Here is a 20,263-nt window from a genome sequence, read left to right as displayed (position 1 = left end):
ACATCAGGCGCATGATGCTGTCGGCCCCCCCTGCCCGCGACCTGCCGCCGCCAAGCCCCCATTCCGGTGATGGCCCGCTGGTGCGCTGGTTCTGGGCGCGCTATCTGCGGCCCGAGGCCGGGCTGCTGGCGCTGGCCTTTGTGATCATGGTGATCGAAGGCAGCACGCTGGGCGCGCTGTCCTATCTGCTGGAGCCGCTGTTCGACCGTGTGTTCGGCAGTGGGGGCAGCGCGGCGCTGTGGCTGGTGGGCGGCGCGATCTTTGGCCTGTTTGCGCTGCGTGCCGTGACCTCGCTGGCATCGAAAACCCTGCTGGCACGCGTGTCGCAGCGGGTGGCGGCGCGGATGCAAAGCCATTTGCTGGCCCATCTGTTGCGGCTGGACATGCGCTTCTTTCAGGACAATGCGCCGGGCGCCCTGATCGAGCGGGTGCAGGGCGATACCATGGCGGTCCAGGGGATCTGGATTGCGCTGGTGTCGGGCATCGGGCGCGATGTGGTGGCGCTGATCGGGTTGCTTGCGGTCGCGCTGAGCATCGACCCGTGGTGGACGCTGGCCGCGCTGATCGGCACGCCGCTGCTGATCTTGCCGGCGGCGGTCTTGCGGCGCTATCTGCGGCGCAAGGCCATTCACCTGCGCGATCAGGCGGGGGAACGCGCCACACGGCTGGACGAGATCTTTCACGGCATTCAGGCGGTCAAGCTCAACGGGATCGAGGCGCATCAGACCGCGCGCTTTGATGCGATCCTGTCGCGCATCGTCTCTGCCGAGACCAAGGCCGCCTTTGGCCGGGCGGTGCTGCCGTCTCTGGTCGATCTGATCACCGGTTTCGGCTTTCTGGCGGTGCTGATCCTGGGCGGGCGCGAGGTGGCGGCGGGCACCCGCAGCACCGGCGAGTTCATGGCGTTCTTTTCCGCCATGGTGCTGACCTTTCAGCCGATCCGCCGGCTGGGCGACATGGCGGGGCTGTGGCAGACCGGGGCGGCCAGCCTGCACCGGATTGCCGGTCTGTTTGGCCTGACCCCATCGCAGGCGCGGCCCGTGACCGGCCAGAGACCGGCGACGCTGCCGCCGGCACTGAGCTTTCACGATGTGCATTTCGGCTATGGCGATCAGCCGGTGCTGCGCGGTCTGACCTTTACCGCCGAGGCCGGCAAGCTGACCGCGCTCGTTGGCCCGTCGGGCGCGGGCAAATCCACCGTGTTCCATCTGCTGACCGGCTTGTCCGATCCGGCGCAGGGCGTGGTGACGATCGATGGCGTGGCCACCACCGACATGGCCCTTGCGGATCAGCGGGCGCTGTTTGCCGCCGTCAGCCAGGATGCGGCGCTGTTTGATGAAAGCCTGCGCGACAACCTGACGCTTGGCCGGCAGGGGGTCAGCGCCGGGCAGATCGACGCCGCCCTTGCCACCGCCCAGGCCACCGCCTTTGTCGCGGCCCTGCCAGAGGGGGCAGACACCGCCGCAGGCCCGCGTGGCAGCAATCTGTCGGGCGGTCAGCGCCAACGGATCGCAATTGCGCGGGCCTTGCTGCGCGACACGCCGGTGCTGCTGCTGGATGAGGCGACCAGCGCGCTGGATGCCGCATCAGAAGCCGCGCTTGCCACCGCGATGGCACAGGCGGCACGGGGCCGCACGACGCTGGTCATCGCGCACCGCCTGGCCACGGTGCGATCGGCGCATCGCATCATCGTAATGGATCAGGGCGTCGCGGTGGAAAGCGGCAGCCATGGCGAGTTGCTGGCGCGCGGTGAGCTTTATGCCAGGCTGCACGCCTTGCAGTTCCAGCAAGAGGAGGTCAGCACATGACCGCAGAGACCGCCACCGACCGTCAGGTCTGGACCCTCACCGGCCGTGACCGGTTCAGCTTTCTGCAAGGGCTGATCAGCAATGACATGCTGCCGCTGGAACAGGCCCCCGGCATGATCTGGGCCGCCCTGCTGACCGCCCAAGGCAAGTATCTGGCCGATTTCTTCGTGATCCGGCCTGTGGATGGCGACCATCTGCTGATCGACATCAAGGACAGCATTGCCGCCGATACGTTGCGCCGCCTCACGATGTACCGGCTGCGCGCCGATGTGCAGATCGCGGTCAGCGATCTGGCGGTGACACGCGGTCTGGACAACCCGCCCGGGGGCGCCTTTGCCGACCCGCGCCACCCGGCGCTGGGATGGCGGGGCTATGGTCAGGCCGGTCAGGCCCCGGTGATCGACTGGGATGCCATCCGTGTGGCCCATTGCATCCCGGAGACCGGGATCGAACTGATCGCCAATGACACCTACCTGTTGGAGGCGGGGTTCGAGCGGCTGCATGGCGTCGATTTCCGCAAGGGCTGCTATGTGGGCCAGGAGGTGACGGCCCGGATGAAGCACAAGACCGAGCTGAAAAAAGGGCTGGTCACCGTGGCCATCGACGGGGCGGCCCCGGTCGGCACAGCGGTGATGTCGGGAGAAAAGGAAGCGGGCACCCTGTTCACCAAGTCGGGCGGCAAGGCGATTGCCCATCTGCGCTTTGACCGGATGCAGGACATGACGGCCGGAACCGCCCGCCTGCACCCCATCGGCTGAGGTTTTTTCTGCATAGCCGCGAAAATTCTGGCCTGAAGCGCGGTGCCGAAAACGGTTTGTTCAGAGTTTTTGCAGACCGTTCACACCGTCAGGCGCGTTCAGAATATTCCATGAGTTCAGTATGCACGATGATATCTTCATCCTGACCGATAAAGGGCGGGATCATGATACGAACGCCGTTGTCGAGGATCGCAGGCTTGAAGCTGTTCGCCGCGGTCTGGCCCTTCACAACCGGCTCGGTCTCGACAATGCGGCATTTCACCTTTTGTGGCAGGGTCACGGCCAAAGCCTCATCGCCGTAATAGCGGATGGTTGCCGTCATCCCGTCCTGCAGGAACGGCCGCCGCTCGCCCAGAAGGTCGGCGTCCAGCTCGATCTGCTCATAGGTTTCGGAATCCATGAACACCAGACGCCCGTCGGTTTCGTACAAAAACTGCTGGTCCTTGTTTTCCAGCTTAACCTCTTCAATTTTATCTTCAGACCGGAAGCGCTCGTTCAGCTTGCGGCCATCGCGCAGGTTTTTCAGCTCGACCTGGGCAAAAGCCCCGCCTTTGCCGGGCTTTACATGGTTGGCCTTGACCGCAGCCCACAGGCCGCCATCATGTTCCAGCACCATGCCGGGCTTGATTTCATTACCGTTGATTTTGGGCATTTGTGGCCAAACCTTGACAAAAGGTTGAAGTCGAAAACGCCTCACCTATATCTGGGTGGCTCAAACGGGGCAAGCCAACTAGATACGGTATTCCCTTGCGTCAGCCATGCGTCAAACGCATGACAGGATTGCAAAACAGGTGGTGCCGAATCACTTCGAAACGTTTAGGTTCGCCCGACGCACAGAAAGACAAGAGCAAGAATAAAGGACCCTCCGAATGACTGGTTTCGTTGACAGCACTGCTTTCAATTACGAACAAGGCCAGCGCGCGCGCAAGCTTTTTGCGGCCGTTGTGCTTGCTGCGCTGGACGATGCCATCGCAGATGATAAAAAATACGGCAACGGGCCTGAACAGATTGCGCGTTGGGCACGGTCGCGCGATGGGCGCGAAGTGTTGTCCTGCGCCGGCATAGACCCGAACGAACGTGTCGTTAAGGGCCTGATGGAATTCGTGTCCAAAGGCGTGCGCACCTCTGTGGCACTCAGCCGCGAAGAATCCGAACGCCGCCACGCGCTGGAATCGGAAATGGGCGAAGCCGCCTGATCCGGCCCCGGCACGATCGGCACCCCGACCCCAGATTGCCAAAACGCGCCCCGAGGGGCGCGTTTTGCGTTGGTGCAGCGGCAAGGTGCCGCTGTGCCTAGTCGAAGTCCCGCAAGGCCAGGGCCCGGGCAATTTCTGCCCGCACCAGCTTGCGCACATTGCGGGTGATCCGTTCGCCCAGCGTGCTGGCCAGTTCTTCGCGGATCAGATCGCGGACCAGATCCCGCAGCACCGCCTCGTCAAAGGCCATGCCGTCGGCCTGGGTGCCGTAAAGATCGGCGATGACCTGATCTTCGGTGCCCTGCTCCAGATCGGCGCGCACCGCGGCCTCGGCCGCATCGGCCCAGTCGATATCATCCTGCGGCGGCATCACCTCGCGGCGGATCACCCGGCGCGGTGCCACCTCTGCGGTGTCTTCCGCCGCGTCCGGCGCCGAAGACTCCGGCACCTGATCCGCGTCTTCTGCGAACCCGGCCATCGGCACATCGCTGAACCCGGACGGCGCATCCTCTGCCGCCTCCAGTGTGAGGCGGCGACGGGCGACAAAGGCCGGGGCCGTTGCTACGGTGTCGACTTCGGAACTCTCCTCGGCGGCGGCCCAGACTTCAGGATCGCCAAAGGGCGATTCCCACTCTTCTTCGGGGACAGAGGCACCCAGCCGCGCCACGACCTCATCCACCGGGGCGCCGGGGCCGGTTCCAAGCGGGGCAGCGGTGCCAAAGGACCCGGCGGGCCATGCGGCCTCATCCCCGGCGGGAAGCGGCGCATCCGTCGCCGTGACCACGCGCAGCGCAGGCGTCAGAATCAGCTTGTCCGTCGGACCGGCCTGCCCCTGCCCTTCTGGCGGACGGCTGCTACCCGGGCGCAGATCATCCGACACCAGACGGCGGATGGAGGACAAGACATCCTCGATTTCATGTGTGCTCATCGGTTCCGACATTGCGTCCCCTGCCTGTCATGCTGCCGCGCCTCCGGCTTGGCCCAGGGCCCGAAGGTCCCGCAGCCTGCCGGTTGTGTTAACGACTTTAGTGCCGCTTTGCCGAGAGTACAAGAAAATGGCGCAGCCTCTGCGCGCCGCTTTGCCAAAGCGGCGCGGCCCGCGCCGCTTTGGCCTATTTCAGCTTTTCCAGAATCCGGTCAAGCTTTTTGCCCTGCGCCGAATGGACCGGGGCATTCTTGACCGCATTGTAATAGCCCGCCGGGTCATAGGTCGGAATGCCCAGTTGCAGATGTTCGACCGACAAGAGCCCCATGGCCTGCAACACCCGGTACACCCCCAGATAGCGCTCTGCATCGGCCTGAATGCGGGTCACGCGGGCATCGAGCAATTCCTGTTCGGCGTTGAGCACATCCAGCGTGGTGCGCGCGCCAAGATTGGCCTCTTCGCGCACACCGTCAAAGGCGGTTTGCGCCGCGCGGATCTGTTGATCCCCCGCCTGCACCTGGGCATTGGCAATCGCCAACCCGGCCCAGGCATTGCCCACCGCCTCGGCGATCAGCACGCCGGCCTGCCCCAGATCGGCGCGTGCGCCATCGCGCGCCGCAATCGACTGGCGCAGCAAGGACGACTGGCCGCCACCGGAATAGACCCGCTGGTTCAGGGTCAGGCCAAAGGTCTGGCTTTCCACCCCACGGTCATCAATCCCGACCCCGGCCCGCGCCGAAACCGTGGGCCGGAACCCGGCCTTCTGCAGCTCGACCCCCAGATCGTTGATGGTGACGCGCCGCTGCGCGCCCAGAATAGACGGGTGGGTGCGCAGGGCCACGGCGCGCGCCGCCTCCATCGAAGAGGGCAGTCCGGGCGAGCGTGGCAGCGCCGCCAGATTGCGTGGATAGGCCCCGACCGCCGCCTTGTAGGCTTCGCGCGCCACCAGCAGGTTGCCTTCCGCCGCCGCCAGACCGGCCCGCGCCGCCGCCAGCCGCGCCTCGGCGATCGACACATCGGTCCGGGTGATTTCACCCACATCGAACCGGTCCTGCGCGGCGCGCAATTCCTGCGTCACCAGCCGCACGTTGGACTCGCGCAGCGACAGCAATTGCTGGTTCACCTGCACGCTGACATAGGCCTCAACCGCGGCGAACAGCACATCCTGTTCAACACTGCGCAGCAATTCTCGGGTGGCCAGCACGGATTCCTTGGCAATTTCAATCCGCAGCGCGCGGCGTCCGAAATCCAGCAGGGTCAGCGAGGCCGAAAGGTCAAAGGTGGTGCGAATCCCGTCAATGAAGGGGGCGCTGGCGGTCTGCTGGCTGCGCGAATAGCCGCTGGACAGGGCAAAATCCACCACCGGGCGCAGGGTCGCCATCGCCTGTGCCACATCCTCATCGGCGGCCCGCAAGGTTGCCGCCTGGCTGTCGAGCAGGTTAGAGGTGCGATAGGCGGCGATGAAAGCGTCTGTGAGCGTTTCCGACTGGGCGACAGGAGCCGCCAGAACACTGACCGCAAGTGCCGTCGCTGCAAAGAATCCACGCATGTTCAACCTGCTCCAATGAATTTCGCCCCGGTTACACGCTCCGGGATCTGCTTTCCGTCATCGCACCCATCACACCACTGTACCACAACCCGCAGGTCAAAACAGCCTGTCAGAGCCGGAACCCGCCCGCCGCGCCAAAGCCCGGCAAGACCGGGGCAGAGGCGTTGAACACAAACCGCCAGCTGACCTTGCCATCGGCTTTATAGCCGACGCGGGCCACGCCAAGCGCGCCTTCCATGAACACCGCCGCAATCCGGCCGCCATCCTTGAGCTGATCCAGCAGCGCGGGGGGAATGACCTCTACCCCGCCCTGCACGGTGATCACATCATAGGGGCCGTGCTTGGCCGCGCCGGCCGCCAGCGGCCCGACGATCACGGCGGCATTGTCGACCGAGGCCTGCGACAGCAGGTGCTGCGCCTCGGCGGCCATCGCCTCATCCTCCTCGACCGCGACCACGGCATCGGCCAGCCGCGCCAGCACGGCGGCCGAATAGCCAAGCCCGCAGCCCAGATCGAGCACCATTTCATCAGGCTGGATGTCCAGCGCGTCCAGCAGCTTGGCCAGCGTGCGCGGCTCCAGCACGACACGGTCCTGCTGCAACACCAGATTTTCGCCCATATAGGCCGCCTCACGCTTGTCACGCGGCACAAAGGTTTCGCGCGGCACGCTCAGCATGGCGTCGATGATGGGAAACTTTGTCACATCCGAAGGCCGCACCTGGGTGTCAACCATCATCACGCGGCGGGCAGAAAAATCGGTCATCGGCTGAACTCATTGGTCTGGATCGGCTGAGGGTTGTCTTGCCACATCTGCCCGGCGGGGGCAACGCCGCAGTCAGACCACGCCCTGCCGAGCCGTGCGAATTTTACCGATCTGCGCTCTTTGCGCCCACCGGTCTATTCCAAAGGCATTTCAAGCCGTTGCAACGAGGGCGCGATCACCGCAAACCCGGCTTCGGCGGCAGGCGTTATCTCAAAGGTGCACAGATTGCCCTGCGCCACCGCACGGCAAGGGCCGGTCTCCCCGGTGATCCAGTCCACCGGGTTAAGAAACCAGACCGCGCCGCCATCGCCCGCGACATCCTCATAGAACACCGTCGACACGTCGGGGGCCAGTGTGCCGCTCCCCAGATCGGCATGCGAGGGCTGATCCATGGCCCAACCCTGCGGCAGGGTCACCTGCAGCCCCGTTGCCGCATCCGTGTGGTCACAACGCGGCTCGGTGCAGCGCAAGGCGACCTGCGGATCAAGCGCCAGCACCGGCACCTCGATCACCGTGGTCTGCGGGGTTATCAGGACCGTGCTTTCATACAGCTCCGCCGCGCTGAAGCCGGAAATCACATAGGCCCCCGGCTCCAGCGCCACCTGCCAGGGCCCGTCCAGCGGCGCCGGGGTGATGATCATCGCGGCCAGCACATCAGCCCCTTCGGGCAGGGTCAGCGGCACGGCGGACCAAGACACCGGGCGCCGCTCTGCCCCTTCGGGCAGCAGGGCTGTCACCTGCACCGTGACCGGTTCGGCCCGGCCCGCCACCGGCACCAAAAGCATCACCGCCAGAGCAAAGGCGCCGGCGATCTCCCTCTTCCACATCGACCCGGTCCCGCACATGAACACCACGGCCCCAGACTGCGCCACCCCTGCGGCGAAGACAAGGCCACCGCCCATCGCATCCTGCCACCTGTGGCTTTCCAGAAGACGCGCGCCAAAGACGCGCGGGGGTCAGACCAGCCGCAAGCTCTTGGCCCCGGCCTCAGGCCGCAAGGCACCCCGCGCCGTGCTGGCAATATCGCGGGCAGACAGGCCCGCCCAGTCATACATCTGCGCCGGGGCGGCCTGATCGATGAACTGGTCCGGCAGGACCATGGTGCGGATCGCGCGGCCCCGTTCCAGCTGCCCCGACCCGGCCAGATAATGCAGCACCAAGGCCCCAAAGCCCCCCGTACTGCCCTGCTCAACCGTGATCAGCGCCTGATGGTCCGCGATCAGCGCGTCGATCAACGCGTGATCCAGCGGCTTGGCAAAGCGGGCATCGGCCACGGTCACGCTGACGCCTTCGGCCTCCAGCAGGTCTGCCGCCGCCAACACCTCGGAGAGATGCGCGCCAAAGGACAACAGCGCCACGTCAGACCCCTGTTTCAGCACCCGCCCCTTGCCGATGGGCAGGGCGGTCCCGCGCTCGGGCATCTCGACCCCCATGCCTTCGCCGCGCGGATAGCGGAACGCGATAGGACCAGAGTCATGCGCCACGGCGGTGGCGATCATGTGGCACAGATCGGCCTCGTCGCCGCAGGCCATCACGGTCATGTTGGGCAGATTGGCCAGGAAGGCCACATCAAAGGCCCCGGCATGGGTGGCGCCGTCCTGCCCCACCAGCCCGGCCCGGTCGATGGCAAAGCGCACCGGCAGATTCTGCAGGGCCACGTCATGCACGATCTGGTCATAGCCGCGTTGCAGGAAGCTGGAATAGATCGCGCAGAACGGCTTCATCCCACTGGCGGCAAGGCCGGCGGCAAAGGTTACGCCATGCTGTTCGGCAATGCCCACATCGAACACGCGCGCCGGAAAGCGCCGCGCCATCACATCCAGCCCCGTGCCCCCCGGCATGGCCGCGGTGATCCCCACGATGCGCGGGTCGCGCGCGGCCTCTTCGGTCAGCCTTTGCCCGAAAACGGCCGTGTAGCTGGGCGCGTTGGATTTTGACTTCACCTGCGCGCCGGTGGCCACGTCGAATTTCGCCACACCATGATATTTGTCATCCGCCCCTTCAGCGGGGGCATAGCCCTTGCCCTTGACGGTGACCGCATGGATCAGCACCGGCCCGGTCGCCCGCGCCCGCGCAGCACGCAAGGTGGCCAGCAGTTGCGGCATGTCATGCCCGTCCACCGGGCCGATATAGGTAAAGCCAAATTCCTCGAACAGGGTTGCCCCGCCGGGCATGCCCGTCACCATCTGCCGCGCCCGGCGTGCACCGTCGCGCACCGCCCCCGGCAGATGCGCCTCGACCCCCTCGGCCACCGCCTTGAGCGTGGCAATCGGGCCCTTGGCGGCGATGTCGTTCAGATAGCGCTGCAAAGCCCCGACCGGGGGGGCGATGCTCATGTCATTGTCGTTCAGGATCACGAACATCCGGGTTTTCAGATGGCCGGCGTGGTTCATCGCCTCATAGGCCATGCCGGCGGTGATGGCACCGTCTCCGATGACCGCAATGGTATCGCCCACCGGCATGCCCATCTCGCGCCCCACCGCAAAGCCCAGGGCCGCAGAAATCGAGGTGCTGGAATGGGCCGCGCCAAAGGGGTCGTAGTCGGACTCGGCGCGTTTGGTGAACCCGCTCAGGCCGCCCGCCTGCCGCAGGGTCAGCATGCGGTCGCGCCGCCCGGTCAAAATCTTGTGCGGATAGCATTGGTGGCCGACATCCCAGATCAGCTTGTCCAGCGGCGTGTTGAACACCGCATGGATGGCAACCGTCAGTTCGACCACGCCCAGCGATGACCCCAGATGCCCGCCGGTCTTGCTGACCACGTCAATCGTCTCGCGGCGCAGCTCGTCGGCCAGCGTTTTCAGCTCGGCATCGGTCAGCGCCTTGAGATCGGCCGGGCCGGACACTTTGTCCAGCGTGGGGGTATAAGAGTCTTCGCGCATGGTCGCCTCCTCCAAAGCGTGATCTTTCCCTCCCTTTGGAAAGAAAAAAGTGCCGTATGGATCAGCTCCACACGGCACCAGGTCCCTGTCGCCAACAGGAAGGGAACCGGGCTGTGGTTATGCCCCGGATCCGGACCGGCATTGATGGCCCGAATAAGGTTGGCACGGGCGGCAAGCCGCCCGGGCGCAGGTGTCAGGCCAGATCGTGCCCGGCCGGTGCCAGCGGCTGCTCAAGGCTTGAGCGTGGCATCGGATCGGGCGTCTGGCGGCTTTCTTCGGGCAGCAAAAGCCCGATGCCGTAGAACACCGCAAAGAACAGCAGGCAGCCGATAAAGACAGCAGCAGCCAGCATGGCCCCGTACATCATCTGGCCAAAGACCCAGGTCCGCAGGCGGCTTTTAGGATTTTCGTCCCGGTAGAATGGATGGTCAGACATGGCTTTCCCCTTAATCTAGCGGCGCGTAGCCGTGTTCCTGCGCCCAGACAAACCAGTTGTCCACCACAGTGCCGGTCAGCAGGATGCCGATACCGCCGGTCAGCGTGACCAGCACGGCAAACCACCAGGCCCAGCGGTGAATCCCTTCCATCGTGGCGTTGAAGCCCATGGTCCAGCGCCAGAACAGCGCCGCCCGTTCGGAGGCCGTGCCACGGTCAACGATCTGCTCCAGCTCGCGGTCACCGCCGAAACGGGACACCGCCAGGATGGTCGCCCCATGCATGGCAAACAGCAGGGCCGAGCCATAGAGGAACGCGATCGAAAGCGCGTGGAACGGGTTATAGAACAGGTTGCCATAGGTCAGGCTGAACAGGTTGGTCCAGTCCAGATGGCTGAAGATGCCATAAGGGACGGCGTGGCTCCACGATCCCATCAGGATCGGACGGAACAGGCCCAGAACCAGGAACAACCAGATGGCCGAGGCAAAGGCCCAGGACACATGCTTGCCCATCCCCAGCGCTTGCGCCCGAAGGTAGGTGCGCACCCACCAGGCGCAGACAGAGACCAGCAGGAAGAAGCTGGCAATGATCCACAGCCCCCCTTCGGCAATCGGGGCAAAGCCCAGACCATATTCCTCGGCCGGTGGCTCAAGGCTGAACCAGAACAGGTCGCGCAGGAACACGGCCGGGTTCAGACCCGCCTGATACCAGTACCAGGCGCCGACGGTGAAGAACCAGATCGCCCCCGACACCAGCGAGATCACGCCCATGGTGCCCAGATAGACCGGCCCCAGCTGGGCGTTGCCGATCCAGCCGGCAAGGTTCGAGAACCCGGCACCGCTGGTGCGGTTGTGCAGTTCCACCCCTTCGACAAGACCCATTTCGGGCTCGGCGCGGACCTGGACCTGAGTGAAGATGTTTTGATACTCAGCCATTGATGCCTCCCTCGATACCGGCCCACCAAGGCAGGTTCAGCCACCAGTCCCACCAGACGATCCATTGATCGAACCAGATGGTGCCGGAGATAACGATACAGATTGCCGACCAGAACCCGGCGTTCAGGGCCAGCAGCAGGCCCACACGGTGGATGCCCAGCGTGCCGACGGAATACCCGATCAGATCGCGGAAATAGGTATCCTCGTGATCTGGGGTCCGCATTTCCTTGCCCTTTTCGGGATTGGCCGCCGACAGGATCAGCGCGCCGTGCAAGGACAAGGCCAGCGCCGTGGTGAAGAAAAAGCTCACCGCGATCATATGCGCCGGGTTGTAGTGGAAGTTGCCATATTGGTAGCCGGTGTTCGACACCCAGTCGAGGTGCGTCCAGATCCCGTAGGGAAAGGCATAGCCCCAGGCGCCCATCATGACCGGGCGGATCACCACCAGCGTGAGGTAGGCAAAGATCGCCACCCCGAAGGCCACGGGCACATGATAGCCCATGCCCAGCTTGCGGCAGATTTCCACCTCGCGCAGCGCCCAGGCCGTAAAGGCCCCGGTCGCGCAGATGGTGATGATCTGCCACAGCCCGCCGTCGCGCAAAGGTGCGGCAGCCAGGCCCATTTCGACAGGGGGCGGCGCGATCGAGATCAGCCAGGGGTTCCATGTCCCCTGCAGGCTCGCGCCGTAGAATATCAGAATCGTGCCGAGGGCTGCAAAGAAGAAGCCCACGACTCCAAAGAAGCCGACGTAGAAAGGGCCGACCCAGAAGTCGAACAGATTCCCGCCAACAAGCGTGCCGCCTGGCACGCGGTATTTTCGTTCGAAGCTGAGCAGTGCCATGCTTCCCTCTCCGCGTTTATGGAGGCGGTCCCGTCATGGGCGGAATGCGCCATGGGGAGCCGACTTTTAATTCTTGGGTGTTTTCGCGGGCGGCCTGACCTGCAGGCCGCCCGCGAGGGGGTCACAGATTATTCCGCAACCACAACGCGGTCGTATTTCACCGCTGCGATGTCGAGCCAGTTGTAGGACGGGGTCGACAGCAACACGAGGTGGATCATCGCCGCCAGAAGGAACAGGAACACGCCCTGTGCCACGAAAACGCGGCGGGGATCGAAGATCAGCCAGATTTTATAGAATTTTGACATTGTGTGATCCTCCTCAGAACCAAGGGCGCCAGATGTAGACTGCCAGATGAGCAACCACGGCAATCGCCGTGAAAAGCCAAAGGCCGCTCATGTAAACAGAATGCAATTCTTGCGCCTGCTCGTCGGTAAGACCTGTGAAGCTCAGGTCGGTTCTATCAGCCATAGTATCCTCCGGATTTGGAGACTGCGCCGCATACCCTGCGGCGTAGGTCACGGATCGGCGGAGTGCCTTTCCGAGTTTTTCACTTGCCCACGATGATCTGCGGACAGGCGAAGCGGTGACTCCCGACGGGCGCGGCGGAAGGAAGCGGACAGGCCCTTGCGGGGCCAGAAGACTCCGGCCTGTTGGGGCCGGAAAAGCGGTGGCCCCTCAGGGCCGGAATATTGCGGGCGTGATCGCCTTGGCTTCCAGCCAGGCGCGGGCCAGCGGCCCATGCACCGGCAGGCGCTGCTGCCGGATCACGGCCCAGACCCAGGCCCCGAGGGACAAAGGCACCGCGACCATGAAGATCAGCGTGAAATAAATGTAGAATTCGGCTTTTGGCGTGCGGTGCGCATGCCCGCCTGCGGTCTGGTCACTCATGACGTGCCTCCCTTGGTTTTCTGGGTCGCAGGCGGCCGGGCATCCCCGGCCAGTCCTTCGACGAATTCGACAATCACCCGCTCGGCGCCGTGGTCGAGCGCGGCCTTTTCCGCCGCATCCCGCAGGGATTTGGCGGCAGAGATCCGGGTCAGAACCGGATGTTCGGAAACGATGCGATCAAGCGCGGCCTGCGCATCCAGATCCCACGGAAAATCGCGGCGCAGCGTGGTGGGCGTGGCCGCCGCGCTGTCCATCTCGGTGCCCAGCGGCAGGATGTGGAACAGCGCCTCAAAGAGGCCGTTGCAGACCTCCTGCAAGATCCAGACCGCACCCGCATAGCCCATGAAGGGCGTGCCGGTGTGGCGCCGGATCGCGGCCCCCGGAAAGCTTGCGGCGATGAAGGAAGGCGCCGGTCCGTGACCGCCCTTCATCTCCGCCAGATACATCTTCTCGTTGATCGACCCCATCACGATCAGCGGCCGATGCTTTTTCAGATCGGCCCGGATCACTTCATTGTCGGTCTTCTTGCCCGCCACACGGGACACGGCAAAGGCACAAGGCAGGCCCAGATCATCTTCCAGATAGGCCCGCACGCCGCGCGCATAGGTCTCATTGGCGACGATGGCAAAGCTGGCGGTGGCAAAGAAATCCTGCGTGACCGAGCGCCACAGATCCCAGACCGGCTTCAGCGTGGAATGCTTTTCGCGCTCGATGAAGGGTTCGACATCGAGATTCAGAAGCTCGCCCAGCGTGCGCAGGAATTTGGTGGTCGATTCAAGGCCGAAGGGCGCTTGCAGGTAAGGCTTGTTCAGCACCTCGGCCAGACCGCGACCGAATTCGCGGTACATCACGATGTTCACATCGGCATTCACCAGATTGCGCATCTCGGCCAGATGGGCGCCAAGCGGCATCACCATATTGACCTCGGCACCGATGCCTTCCACCAGACGGCGGATCTCATACAGGTCCGACGCCATGTTGAAGGTGCCATACATCGGGCCAAGGATGTTGACGCGGGGCTTTGCCCCCTCTTCGCGCTTTTTCTCTGGCGGCATCCGGCCCTTGGTCATGCCGAATTCGGTGAAGATCCAGGTCATCGCGCGGTCAGCGCATTGCCATTGATCCTCATCAATCGTGCGCGGCAGAAAGCGCTGGATATTGGTGCCCGCAGGCGTGACCCCGCCGCCGATCATCTCGGCGATGGAGCCGGTGACGACAACCGCAGGCAGCGCCGGGTCGAGCGTTTTCCACGCCCGCGCCATCGAGGCCTCGGTGCCCGAGGTCATCTCATCCTCACCCAGGCCGGTGACGACGATGGGAAGCTCATGCGGCGGCAGCGCGTCGGTGTAATGCAGCACCGAGGTGACCGGAAGGTTCTCGCAGCCCACCGGGCCATCGATCACCACCTGCAATCCCTTGACGGCGCAAAAGGCATAGATCGCCCCCCAGTAGCCGCCGGCACGGTCGTGGTCCTGTATCAGCATGCGGACCTCCCTGCAGAGCGGTCGGCAGCGGGGGTTTCACACCCCCGCACCCCCGTGGGATATTTGGAAACAGATAATGGCAGGACGATCATATCATCTCCTCCGCCTTGGCGGCGCGGGCCAGCTTGTCGAGCTTCTTCTGATGGGCGGCGCGGAAATCAGGGCGCAGGTTTGGCGTACCTTCCCAGATCCCGGCGGTGTCGGCTTTGCCCACACCTTCAAAGAAGGCTTTCATGCCGACCATCCGGGCTTTGTTGCCCATGGCGGCATTGATCACCTGTGCCAGCGACCCCGCACCAGCCGGGCCCATCAAGGGCCGCGCCGAGATGAGGTTCGTGAAGTAAAGCGAGGGAATGCCAAGCTCTTTTGCCTTTTGCACCACGGGCGTGGTGCCGATGGCAAGATCGGGCTGGAAGCCTTCCATCGCGGCGCAGTCATCTTCCAGGCTGGCGCGGAACTTGACCGACACACCCTTGTCGGCCAGCCAGGCGCGGTCGGCCTCGCTCCAGTCGCTGCGGGCGCAGGCGGTGCCGACATAGGCCACATCCGCGCCGCTTTCGATCAGCAGTCGGGCGACCAGCAGTTCAGAGCCTTCATAGCCCGACAGCGTGATCCGCCCCGTGATCGGGTTGGCGGCAAGGGCGGATTTGATCGCCGCCCCAAAGGCGTTCTGCGCGGCGATGATCTTTTCGGGGGCAACATCATAGGCTTCGCCGATGTTCTTCAACCAGGACATCGTGCCGTCATAGCCCACGGGGCCGGAGCCCACGATGGTGCGGCCTGCCGCCTGAAACTCGCGCACGGCGGCCGTGTAGAACGGGTGGATCGCGGCCACGACCTTGCAGTCGAGGGCTGCATAAAGCTCACGCCATTCGCGGCAGGGGACGACCGGACCGGCAGCCAGACCCATCGGGGCCAGCATCGCGCCGATCATCATCGGGTCAGCGGGGAACATCTCGCCCAGAAGGGCAACGGCAGGACGGTCAGACCGGCCCGAGGCGGGGGCGGCCACGGGGCCAGCCATGATTTCGTTGCGGGCATAGGCGAGCATGGCCCCGGCCAGCACGTCCTTGGCCTCCGCATGGGTCGGCACGCCGAAGCCCGGTACGTCGATGCCCACGATGCGCACACCGTTGATCTCAGATGGCAACAGCCGCAGCGGCACACCGCTGGCGGTGGGCACGCAAAGATTGGTCACCACTACCGCATCATAGCGGTCGGGATCGGCCAGTTCGTGCACCGCGTCGCGGATGTCCTCAAACAGCTTGCCGGTCACCAGCGATTCCGAGTTGAACGGCACATAGCCGACCGAGCGGCGCGCGCCGTAGAAATGCGACACAAAGGTCAGCCCGTAGACGCAGCAGGCCGAGCCTGACAGCACTGTGGCCACCCGCCGCATCCGCAGGCCCACGCGCAATGACCCAAAGGCCGGGCACATGGATTGTGGTTTGTCATGCGGGCCTTGCGGGTAATCCTTCGCGTAACGGTCGAGCAGTTCGGAATTGCCCGCAGCACGCGCTGCGGCCTGCATCTGGCCGGCACCGGCATGGCATCCCGTGCCGTCCACCGATGGCAGGGCTGCCCCGGCCTCCGGGGTCTGGTCGGCGATGACATGGCGCAGGCCGGTCATGTGCGGCCTGCCTTGCGCTGCATCTCGCGCAGCGCGGCTTCCACTCGGGCCAGGGTTTCCAGATCAAACATTGTCATACACCACTTCCAGCGAGACCTTGGTGGTGGCGAATTTGCCGCGCATGTCGGCATCGGTGGCCGGGGTCAGCACGAAATCGGCGCCGGTATGTTCGGCGCTGAACAGGCCGAGCAGCGCATCCTGTGACAGCGGGGCCGGACGCACCGGGGGGGCGAGGCCGACGGCGGTGGCCAGATCGGCAAACATCGGGCCCCATTGCGACTCGTAGCTGCCGACAATCTGATAATTGGCCGATTTCTTGCGCAGGTCATCATCCTGCGGAATGGCGGCCAGCACCGGGATCTTGACTTCCGCCGCAAAGGCCGCCGCCTCGCCGGTGCCGTCATCCTTGTTGATGACCAGCCCCGCCACGCCAACATTGCCGCCCATCCGGCGGAAATATTCCACCGCCGAGCAGACGTTGTTGGCGACGTACAAGGATTGCAGATCGTTCGAGGCGACCAGGATCACCTTTTGCGCCATGTCCCGCGCGATCGGCAGGCCAAAGCCGCCGCAGACCACATCGCCGAGGAAATCCAGCAGCACATAGTCAAAGTCCCAATCGTGGAACCCCAGCTTTTCCAGCAATTCAAAGCCATGGATGATCCCGCGCCCGCCGCAGCCGCGACCGACCTCCGGCCCGCCCAGCTCCATCGCAAACACACCGCCGCGCTTGAAGCACACATCCCCGATCTTGACCTCTTCGCCCGCCAGTTTCTTGCGGGTCGAGGTCTCGATGATGGTCGGGCAGGCCTTGCCGCCGAACAGCAGGCTGGTGGTGTCGGATTTCGGGTCACAGCCGATCAGCAGTACGCGCTGGCCCATTTCGGCCATCATATGGCTCAGGTTGGCCAGGGTGAAGGATTTGCCGATGCCGCCCTTGCCATAGATCGCGATGATCTGGGTTTTCTTGGTGGGCGCGCCCTGCGGGATTTCCAGGTTTGGCTCTTCATGCGCCTCGTCGCGCAGACGGGCGTCGAAGTCTTTCAGGTTCGGAATATCGAGGGTCATGCGTGGCCGCTCCAGTCTAGGATCATCTTCAGGCAATCAGCGTCTTCGAAGGCCGTCTCATAGGCCCCCGTCGCATCTGCAGCCTTACGGGTGTGGGTGATCAGGCCCGACAGCGACAGAGCGCCGCTTTCAATCAGGACCCGGGTGGCGGTCAGGTCATCGGCAGTCCATTCACTGGCAATCCGGAAGCGCGCCTCTTTCATGAAGGCGGGCGGGAAGGCGAAGGACACAGGCTCGGTGTAGAACCCCGCCAGCACCACTTCTCCGCCTTTGGCCAGACGCAGGACCAGCTGGTCCAGCAGGCCCTTGGCCCCGCTGGCATCATAGATTGCCTTGTAATCGCGGCGGGTGTCTTCGGCCGGATCGATCACCTCATAGCCATGGGCCCCCGTCCGGCGGGCAGGATTCACCTCCCAGACCGTAGGCGCAGGCGCACCGGCCGCGATGGTCAGCCGCGCCAGCAGCCGGCCCAGCGTGCCATGGCCGATGATCAGCTCCGGCAGCGCCGTGTTGAACCCGGCCAGCGCATGGCGTGCGGTGGCGGCCAGCGCCAGCAGCGCACCTTCCGCGCCCATGCTGCGGTCCATCCGGGCCACGCGGGCGGCGGGCGTCACCAGAAGGCGCGAGGCCCCGCCGAACAAGCCGCGCACGTCGCCGGCAAAGCAGTTGGCCCCCGGAACGAACACATATTCGCCGACCCGAAAGCCGCTTTCGGGCGCGGCCTCGACCACCTCGCCAAAGGATTCGTAGCCCGGAACCAGCGGATAGCCCATGCCGGGAAATGGCGGCATCGTGCCAGACCAGAACAATTTCTCTGTGCCGGTGGAAATGCCCGAATGGGACACCTCGACCACCAGATCGCCAATCGCCGGGGCCTGCAGGCCCACCGTTCCGAGTCCCAGCTTGCGCGGACCAGACAGAATGACGGCAGTTGTTCTCACGTGGTCTTCCTCCCTTTCCCAAAGTCGCGACACAGAGTCGCGGGCCCCAGGGGTCTTTGCTCTAAGTGTAAGTTTAGACTTACAATCGGAAGTGTCAATTTAAATGGACACATTTGTGCAAGATATCTGGGCAGACCGGCGGGAATGCCGGTCTTTGCCCTTACCCCGCAGGCTTTTGCGCGGTGATCACCGAGGTGACATAGGGCCTTGGCCCCGTCAGTGGCCGGATGGCGGTAAAGCCCGCCGCCGCCAGCAGCGCGGAAATCTCGACTGCCGAGCGGGTGCGTCCGGTCTGCATGGCCAGCGTATAGATCGCGAAATAGACATCGGTCGCCGGGTCTGGCCTTGCCCCGCCCGACATCGGTTCCGAGATCAGCACCCGCCCCCCCGGTGGCAAGGCACGAAAGGCGGCGGCCAGCAGCGCCGACACGGTTGCATCGGCGTGATCATACAGCACCCGGATCAGGCTGATCATATCCGCGCCTTCGGGCAGCGGATCGTCGCGGAAACTGCCGCCCTGCACCGCCAGATTGGGCAGGGACGGTGCCGCTGCCACCACGGCGGGCAGGTCGAACAGGGTCAGCCGCAGGGCGGGGTAGTCTGCCGCCACCGCGCGCAGAAAGGCTCCGGTGCCGCCGCCCACATCCAGCAGATGCCGGGTGCCGCGCAAGGAGACCAGCCGCAGCGTATCGGCGGCCACCAGCGCCTGACTGTCGGCCATCAACCGGCTGTAGCGCGCGGCAAGGGCCGGGTCGGCAGCGCCGCCCGCCCCAAAGACATAGGGCCAGAACCCGGCCAGTTCCGGCTGGGTCTGACCTTTGAAAAACGCCACCGGATCGGACAGATCGCGGTAGAGCACATCATGGTGGCGCACCATCGCCTCCAGCCCCGGCACGGTCAGGAAGGCCCCGCCGCGCGGGGTCAGGTGCCACAATCCGCGGGCCTGGCGCAGCAGCTTCAGCGCGGCACCGGCCTGCAGCAGAATCGCCATCCGTTCGGGCGGCACCTGCGTGCCATGCGCGATGGCTGCAGTGGTCAGCGGCTCGTCGGCCAGACGGTGCAGCACCCGCAATTCCACCAGCGCCAGCAGCGCCTGAGATTGCACAAAGCCCGACACCACATCAAAAAGCGCGCGCCCCTCGGCACGGGATTTCAGCCTAAGGCCCGGAATACGTTCGATAATGGCATGAAAGCGCGGCGACATCGCCACCCGCACCAGCCAGCCCGGCCCCGGCCTGCGCCCCCGCTCTGGCCCGGTCACCGGTATATCCGCCACGGCTCAGCCCCTGGCGGCGGTCAGCCGCGCCGGGGTCATCTTTTCGGCATAGGCGCGCACCATCTGCGCCAGCATCGCCTCGCCGGGGCAAGACGGGATCGAGGCAATCGCCCCGCCCAAGATATCGCGCAGATGCGCCACGGCACCGGACACCCCCAGTTCGGCCACCGCCGATGGCCGGCCATGGGCGGCATCCTGCCCCGCCGGTTTGCCCATCTCCTCGGCCCCCATCAGTGCGTCCTTCAGATCATCCGCCACCTGAAACGCCGCGCCGATCCGCGCGCCCAGCTCTTCCCAGGGCTCGCCGTCCTGCCCCGCCGCAATCGCGCCCATCTGGGTGGCGGCGATGAACAGCGCACCGGTCTTGGCGCGGTGATAGGCGTCCAGATTGATCTGCGTCTCGCTTTCCCAGCCCTGCCCGGCACAGATGCCCATCGGCATGCCTGTGCGCTGCGCCAGATGGCGCACCAGCTGCAAGGCGCGGTCTGGCGCATCGGCACCGCCCCGCGCCAGAACCTCAAAGGCCAGCACGATCAGCGAATCGCCCGCCAGCACCGCAAGCGGCTCGCCAAAGGCGCGGTGCACGGTCGCCTTGCCCCGGCGCACATCGGCATTGTCAAAGGCGGGCAGGTCATCATGCACAAGGCTGGCGCAATGGATCAGCTCCAGCGCCACCGCCGCCGCATCGGTCACCCCGGGCCGGTCATCGCCGCAGGCCAGCGCCACCGACATCAGGATCGTGGGCCGGATCCGCGCGCCGCCCGGAAACACCGCATAGGGCAGCGCCGCCCCCAGCCGCGCCGGGGCCGCCCCCGATTGCACCAGAGCCATTGCCTGCCCCATCGCCGCTTCGATCCGTCCGTCCAGTGCCATGTGCCGCCCTTTTC

Annotated in this window: 21 protein-coding genes; 3 read left to right on the top strand and 18 right to left on the bottom strand. The window is 64.9% G+C overall.

Annotation, left to right across the window (positions count from 1 at the left end; genetic code table 11):
* The first annotated feature begins 11 nt into the window (after positions 1–11).
* Together CXR43_RS06070 and ygfZ are read left to right on the top strand one after the other, a co-directional pair.
* Positions 12–1,808, top strand: coding sequence for an ABC transporter ATP-binding protein (locus CXR43_RS06070; RefSeq protein WP_435530785.1), 1,797 nt, complete (start codon positions 12–14; stop codon positions 1,806–1,808).
* Positions 1,805–2,566, top strand: a complete 762-nt coding sequence (gene ygfZ / locus CXR43_RS06065; protein WP_103333165.1) for a CAF17-like 4Fe-4S cluster assembly/insertion protein YgfZ — start codon at positions 1,805–1,807, stop codon at positions 2,564–2,566. The genes CXR43_RS06070 and ygfZ overlap by 4 nt, the downstream gene beginning before the upstream one ends.
* 88 nt (positions 2,567–2,654) lie before the next feature.
* Here the strand turns inward: ygfZ and efp are convergent, their stop codons facing one another.
* The gene (efp, locus tag CXR43_RS06060; RefSeq protein WP_103333164.1) at positions 2,655–3,218 is read right to left on the bottom strand and encodes an elongation factor P; all 564 of its coding nucleotides are present in this window, start codon (positions 3,216–3,218) and stop codon (positions 2,655–2,657) included.
* Positions 3,219–3,435: 217 nt separating this feature from the next.
* Here efp and CXR43_RS06055 point away from each other — a divergent pair, with 217 nt between their 5' ends.
* Positions 3,436–3,762, top strand: a complete 327-nt coding sequence (locus tag CXR43_RS06055; RefSeq protein WP_103333163.1) for a DUF6280 family protein — start codon at positions 3,436–3,438, stop codon at positions 3,760–3,762.
* A 97-nt stretch (positions 3,763–3,859) separates the two neighbouring features.
* Here CXR43_RS06055 and CXR43_RS06050 read toward each other — a convergent pair whose 3' ends face one another.
* The 17 genes from CXR43_RS06050 to CXR43_RS05970 form a co-directional block, all read right to left on the bottom strand.
* Positions 3,860–4,690 carry a hypothetical protein gene (locus CXR43_RS06050; RefSeq protein WP_168219763.1) on the bottom strand — a complete coding sequence of 277 codons (831 nt, stop codon included), beginning with the start codon at positions 4,688–4,690 and terminating at the stop codon, positions 3,860–3,862.
* A gap of 184 nt (positions 4,691–4,874) precedes the next feature.
* Positions 4,875–6,236 carry a TolC family outer membrane protein gene (locus CXR43_RS06045; RefSeq protein ID WP_103333161.1) on the bottom strand — a complete coding sequence of 454 codons (1,362 nt, stop codon included), beginning with the start codon at positions 6,234–6,236 and terminating at the stop codon, positions 4,875–4,877.
* A gap of 109 nt (positions 6,237–6,345) precedes the next feature.
* The gene (locus tag CXR43_RS06040; protein WP_103333160.1) at positions 6,346–6,999 is read right to left on the bottom strand and encodes a protein-L-isoaspartate O-methyltransferase family protein; all 654 of its coding nucleotides are present in this window, start codon (positions 6,997–6,999) and stop codon (positions 6,346–6,348) included.
* Between the two features lie 134 nt (positions 7,000–7,133).
* The gene (locus tag CXR43_RS06035) at positions 7,134–7,901 is read right to left on the bottom strand and encodes a hypothetical protein (RefSeq protein ID WP_103333159.1); all 768 of its coding nucleotides are present in this window, start codon (positions 7,899–7,901) and stop codon (positions 7,134–7,136) included.
* Positions 7,902–7,955: 54 nt separating this feature from the next.
* Positions 7,956–9,878: a 1-deoxy-D-xylulose-5-phosphate synthase gene (dxs, locus tag CXR43_RS06030; RefSeq protein ID WP_103334050.1), complete on the bottom strand. Its 1,923-nt coding sequence runs from the start codon at positions 9,876–9,878 to the stop codon at positions 7,956–7,958.
* A 193-nt stretch (positions 9,879–10,071) separates the two neighbouring features.
* Positions 10,072–10,314: an RC-LH1 core complex protein PufX gene (pufX, locus tag CXR43_RS06025; RefSeq protein WP_103333158.1), complete on the bottom strand. Its 243-nt coding sequence runs from the start codon at positions 10,312–10,314 to the stop codon at positions 10,072–10,074.
* A 10-nt stretch (positions 10,315–10,324) separates the two neighbouring features.
* Positions 10,325–11,248, bottom strand: coding sequence for a photosynthetic reaction center subunit M (gene pufM / locus CXR43_RS06020; RefSeq protein WP_103333157.1), 924 nt, complete (start codon positions 11,246–11,248; stop codon positions 10,325–10,327).
* Positions 11,241–12,089 carry a photosynthetic reaction center subunit L gene (gene pufL, locus CXR43_RS06015; RefSeq protein ID WP_103333156.1) on the bottom strand — a complete coding sequence of 283 codons (849 nt, stop codon included), beginning with the start codon at positions 12,087–12,089 and terminating at the stop codon, positions 11,241–11,243. The genes pufM and pufL overlap by 8 nt, the downstream gene beginning before the upstream one ends.
* Positions 12,090–12,217: 128 nt before the next feature.
* Positions 12,218–12,394, bottom strand: a complete 177-nt coding sequence (gene pufA / locus CXR43_RS06010; protein ID WP_103333155.1) for a light-harvesting antenna LH1, alpha subunit — start codon at positions 12,392–12,394, stop codon at positions 12,218–12,220.
* 13 nt (positions 12,395–12,407) lie between these two features.
* The gene (gene pufB, locus CXR43_RS06005; protein ID WP_100198094.1) at positions 12,408–12,557 is read right to left on the bottom strand and encodes a light-harvesting antenna LH1, beta subunit; all 150 of its coding nucleotides are present in this window, start codon (positions 12,555–12,557) and stop codon (positions 12,408–12,410) included.
* Positions 12,558–12,764: 207 nt separating this feature from the next.
* Entirely contained in the window at positions 12,765–12,977 is a 213-nt protein-coding gene (gene pufQ, locus CXR43_RS06000) for a cytochrome PufQ (protein WP_103333154.1), read from the bottom strand.
* Positions 12,974–14,461 carry a chlorophyllide a reductase subunit Z gene (gene bchZ, locus CXR43_RS05995; RefSeq protein WP_103333153.1) on the bottom strand — a complete coding sequence of 496 codons (1,488 nt, stop codon included), beginning with the start codon at positions 14,459–14,461 and terminating at the stop codon, positions 12,974–12,976. The genes pufQ and bchZ overlap by 4 nt, the downstream gene beginning before the upstream one ends.
* Positions 14,462–14,549: 88 nt before the next feature.
* On the bottom strand, positions 14,550–16,091 hold the full coding sequence (gene bchY, locus CXR43_RS05990; protein WP_103333152.1) for a chlorophyllide a reductase subunit Y: 1,542 nt from the start codon (positions 16,089–16,091) through the stop codon (positions 14,550–14,552).
* A 63-nt stretch (positions 16,092–16,154) separates the two neighbouring features.
* Positions 16,155–17,159 carry a chlorophyllide a reductase iron protein subunit X gene (locus tag CXR43_RS05985; protein ID WP_103333151.1) on the bottom strand — a complete coding sequence of 335 codons (1,005 nt, stop codon included), beginning with the start codon at positions 17,157–17,159 and terminating at the stop codon, positions 16,155–16,157.
* Positions 17,156–18,100, bottom strand: a complete 945-nt coding sequence (bchC, locus tag CXR43_RS05980; RefSeq protein ID WP_103333150.1) for a chlorophyll synthesis pathway protein BchC — start codon at positions 18,098–18,100, stop codon at positions 17,156–17,158. The genes CXR43_RS05985 and bchC overlap by 4 nt, the downstream gene beginning before the upstream one ends.
* A 160-nt stretch (positions 18,101–18,260) precedes the next feature.
* Positions 18,261–19,376: a methyltransferase gene (locus tag CXR43_RS05975; protein ID WP_435530784.1), complete on the bottom strand. Its 1,116-nt coding sequence runs from the start codon at positions 19,374–19,376 to the stop codon at positions 18,261–18,263.
* A 3-nt stretch (positions 19,377–19,379) separates the two neighbouring features.
* Complete coding sequence (locus tag CXR43_RS05970; protein WP_103333149.1) at positions 19,380–20,249, bottom strand: polyprenyl synthetase family protein; 870 nt, start codon at positions 20,247–20,249, stop codon at positions 19,380–19,382.
* Positions 20,250–20,263 lie beyond the last annotated feature (14 nt).

The sequence above is a fragment of the Pseudotabrizicola formosa genome (assembly GCF_002900965.1).
Classification (GTDB): domain Bacteria; phylum Pseudomonadota; class Alphaproteobacteria; order Rhodobacterales; family Rhodobacteraceae; genus Pseudotabrizicola; species Pseudotabrizicola formosa.
The sequence above is the reverse complement of the archived record's forward strand: the minus strand, read 5'-3'. Positions and strand labels throughout refer to the sequence as shown.

Bases quoted from the DNA above. Each gene is read 5' to 3' on its own strand.
- pufM (WP_103333157.1), bottom strand. From the start codon at position 11,248: ATGGCTGAGTATCAAAACATCTTCACTCAGGTCCAGGTCCGCGCCGAG.
- CXR43_RS06035 (WP_103333159.1), bottom strand. From the start codon at position 7,901: ATGGGCGGTGGCCTTGTCTTCGCCGCAGGGGTGGCGCAGTCTGGGGCC.
- ygfZ (WP_103333165.1), top strand. From the start codon at position 1,805: ATGACCGCAGAGACCGCCACCGACCGTCAGGTCTGGACCCTCACCGGC.
- pufL (WP_103333156.1), bottom strand. From the start codon at position 12,089: ATGGCACTGCTCAGCTTCGAACGAAAATACCGCGTGCCAGGCGGCACG.
- CXR43_RS06050 (WP_168219763.1), bottom strand. From the start codon at position 4,690: ATGAGCACACATGAAATCGAGGATGTCTTGTCCTCCATCCGCCGTCTG.
- CXR43_RS06055 (WP_103333163.1), top strand. From the start codon at position 3,436: ATGACTGGTTTCGTTGACAGCACTGCTTTCAATTACGAACAAGGCCAG.
- CXR43_RS06045 (WP_103333161.1), bottom strand. From the start codon at position 6,236: ATGCGTGGATTCTTTGCAGCGACGGCACTTGCGGTCAGTGTTCTGGCG.
- bchZ (WP_103333153.1), bottom strand. From the start codon at position 14,461: ATGCTGATACAGGACCACGACCGTGCCGGCGGCTACTGGGGGGCGATC.
- pufB (WP_100198094.1), bottom strand. From the start codon at position 12,557: ATGGCTGATAGAACCGACCTGAGCTTCACAGGTCTTACCGACGAGCAG.
- CXR43_RS05970 (WP_103333149.1), bottom strand. From the start codon at position 20,249: ATGGCACTGGACGGACGGATCGAAGCGGCGATGGGGCAGGCAATGGCT.
- CXR43_RS05985 (WP_103333151.1), bottom strand. From the start codon at position 17,159: ATGACCCTCGATATTCCGAACCTGAAAGACTTCGACGCCCGTCTGCGC.
- CXR43_RS06070 (WP_435530785.1), top strand. From the start codon at position 12: ATGATGCTGTCGGCCCCCCCTGCCCGCGACCTGCCGCCGCCAAGCCCC.
- efp (WP_103333164.1), bottom strand. From the start codon at position 3,218: ATGCCCAAAATCAACGGTAATGAAATCAAGCCCGGCATGGTGCTGGAA.
- bchY (WP_103333152.1), bottom strand. From the start codon at position 16,091: ATGACCGGCCTGCGCCATGTCATCGCCGACCAGACCCCGGAGGCCGGG.
- dxs (WP_103334050.1), bottom strand. From the start codon at position 9,878: ATGCGCGAAGACTCTTATACCCCCACGCTGGACAAAGTGTCCGGCCCG.
- pufA (WP_103333155.1), bottom strand. From the start codon at position 12,394: ATGTCAAAATTCTATAAAATCTGGCTGATCTTCGATCCCCGCCGCGTT.
- pufX (WP_103333158.1), bottom strand. From the start codon at position 10,314: ATGTCTGACCATCCATTCTACCGGGACGAAAATCCTAAAAGCCGCCTG.
- pufQ (WP_103333154.1), bottom strand. From the start codon at position 12,977: ATGAGTGACCAGACCGCAGGCGGGCATGCGCACCGCACGCCAAAAGCC.
- CXR43_RS06040 (WP_103333160.1), bottom strand. From the start codon at position 6,999: ATGACCGATTTTTCTGCCCGCCGCGTGATGATGGTTGACACCCAGGTG.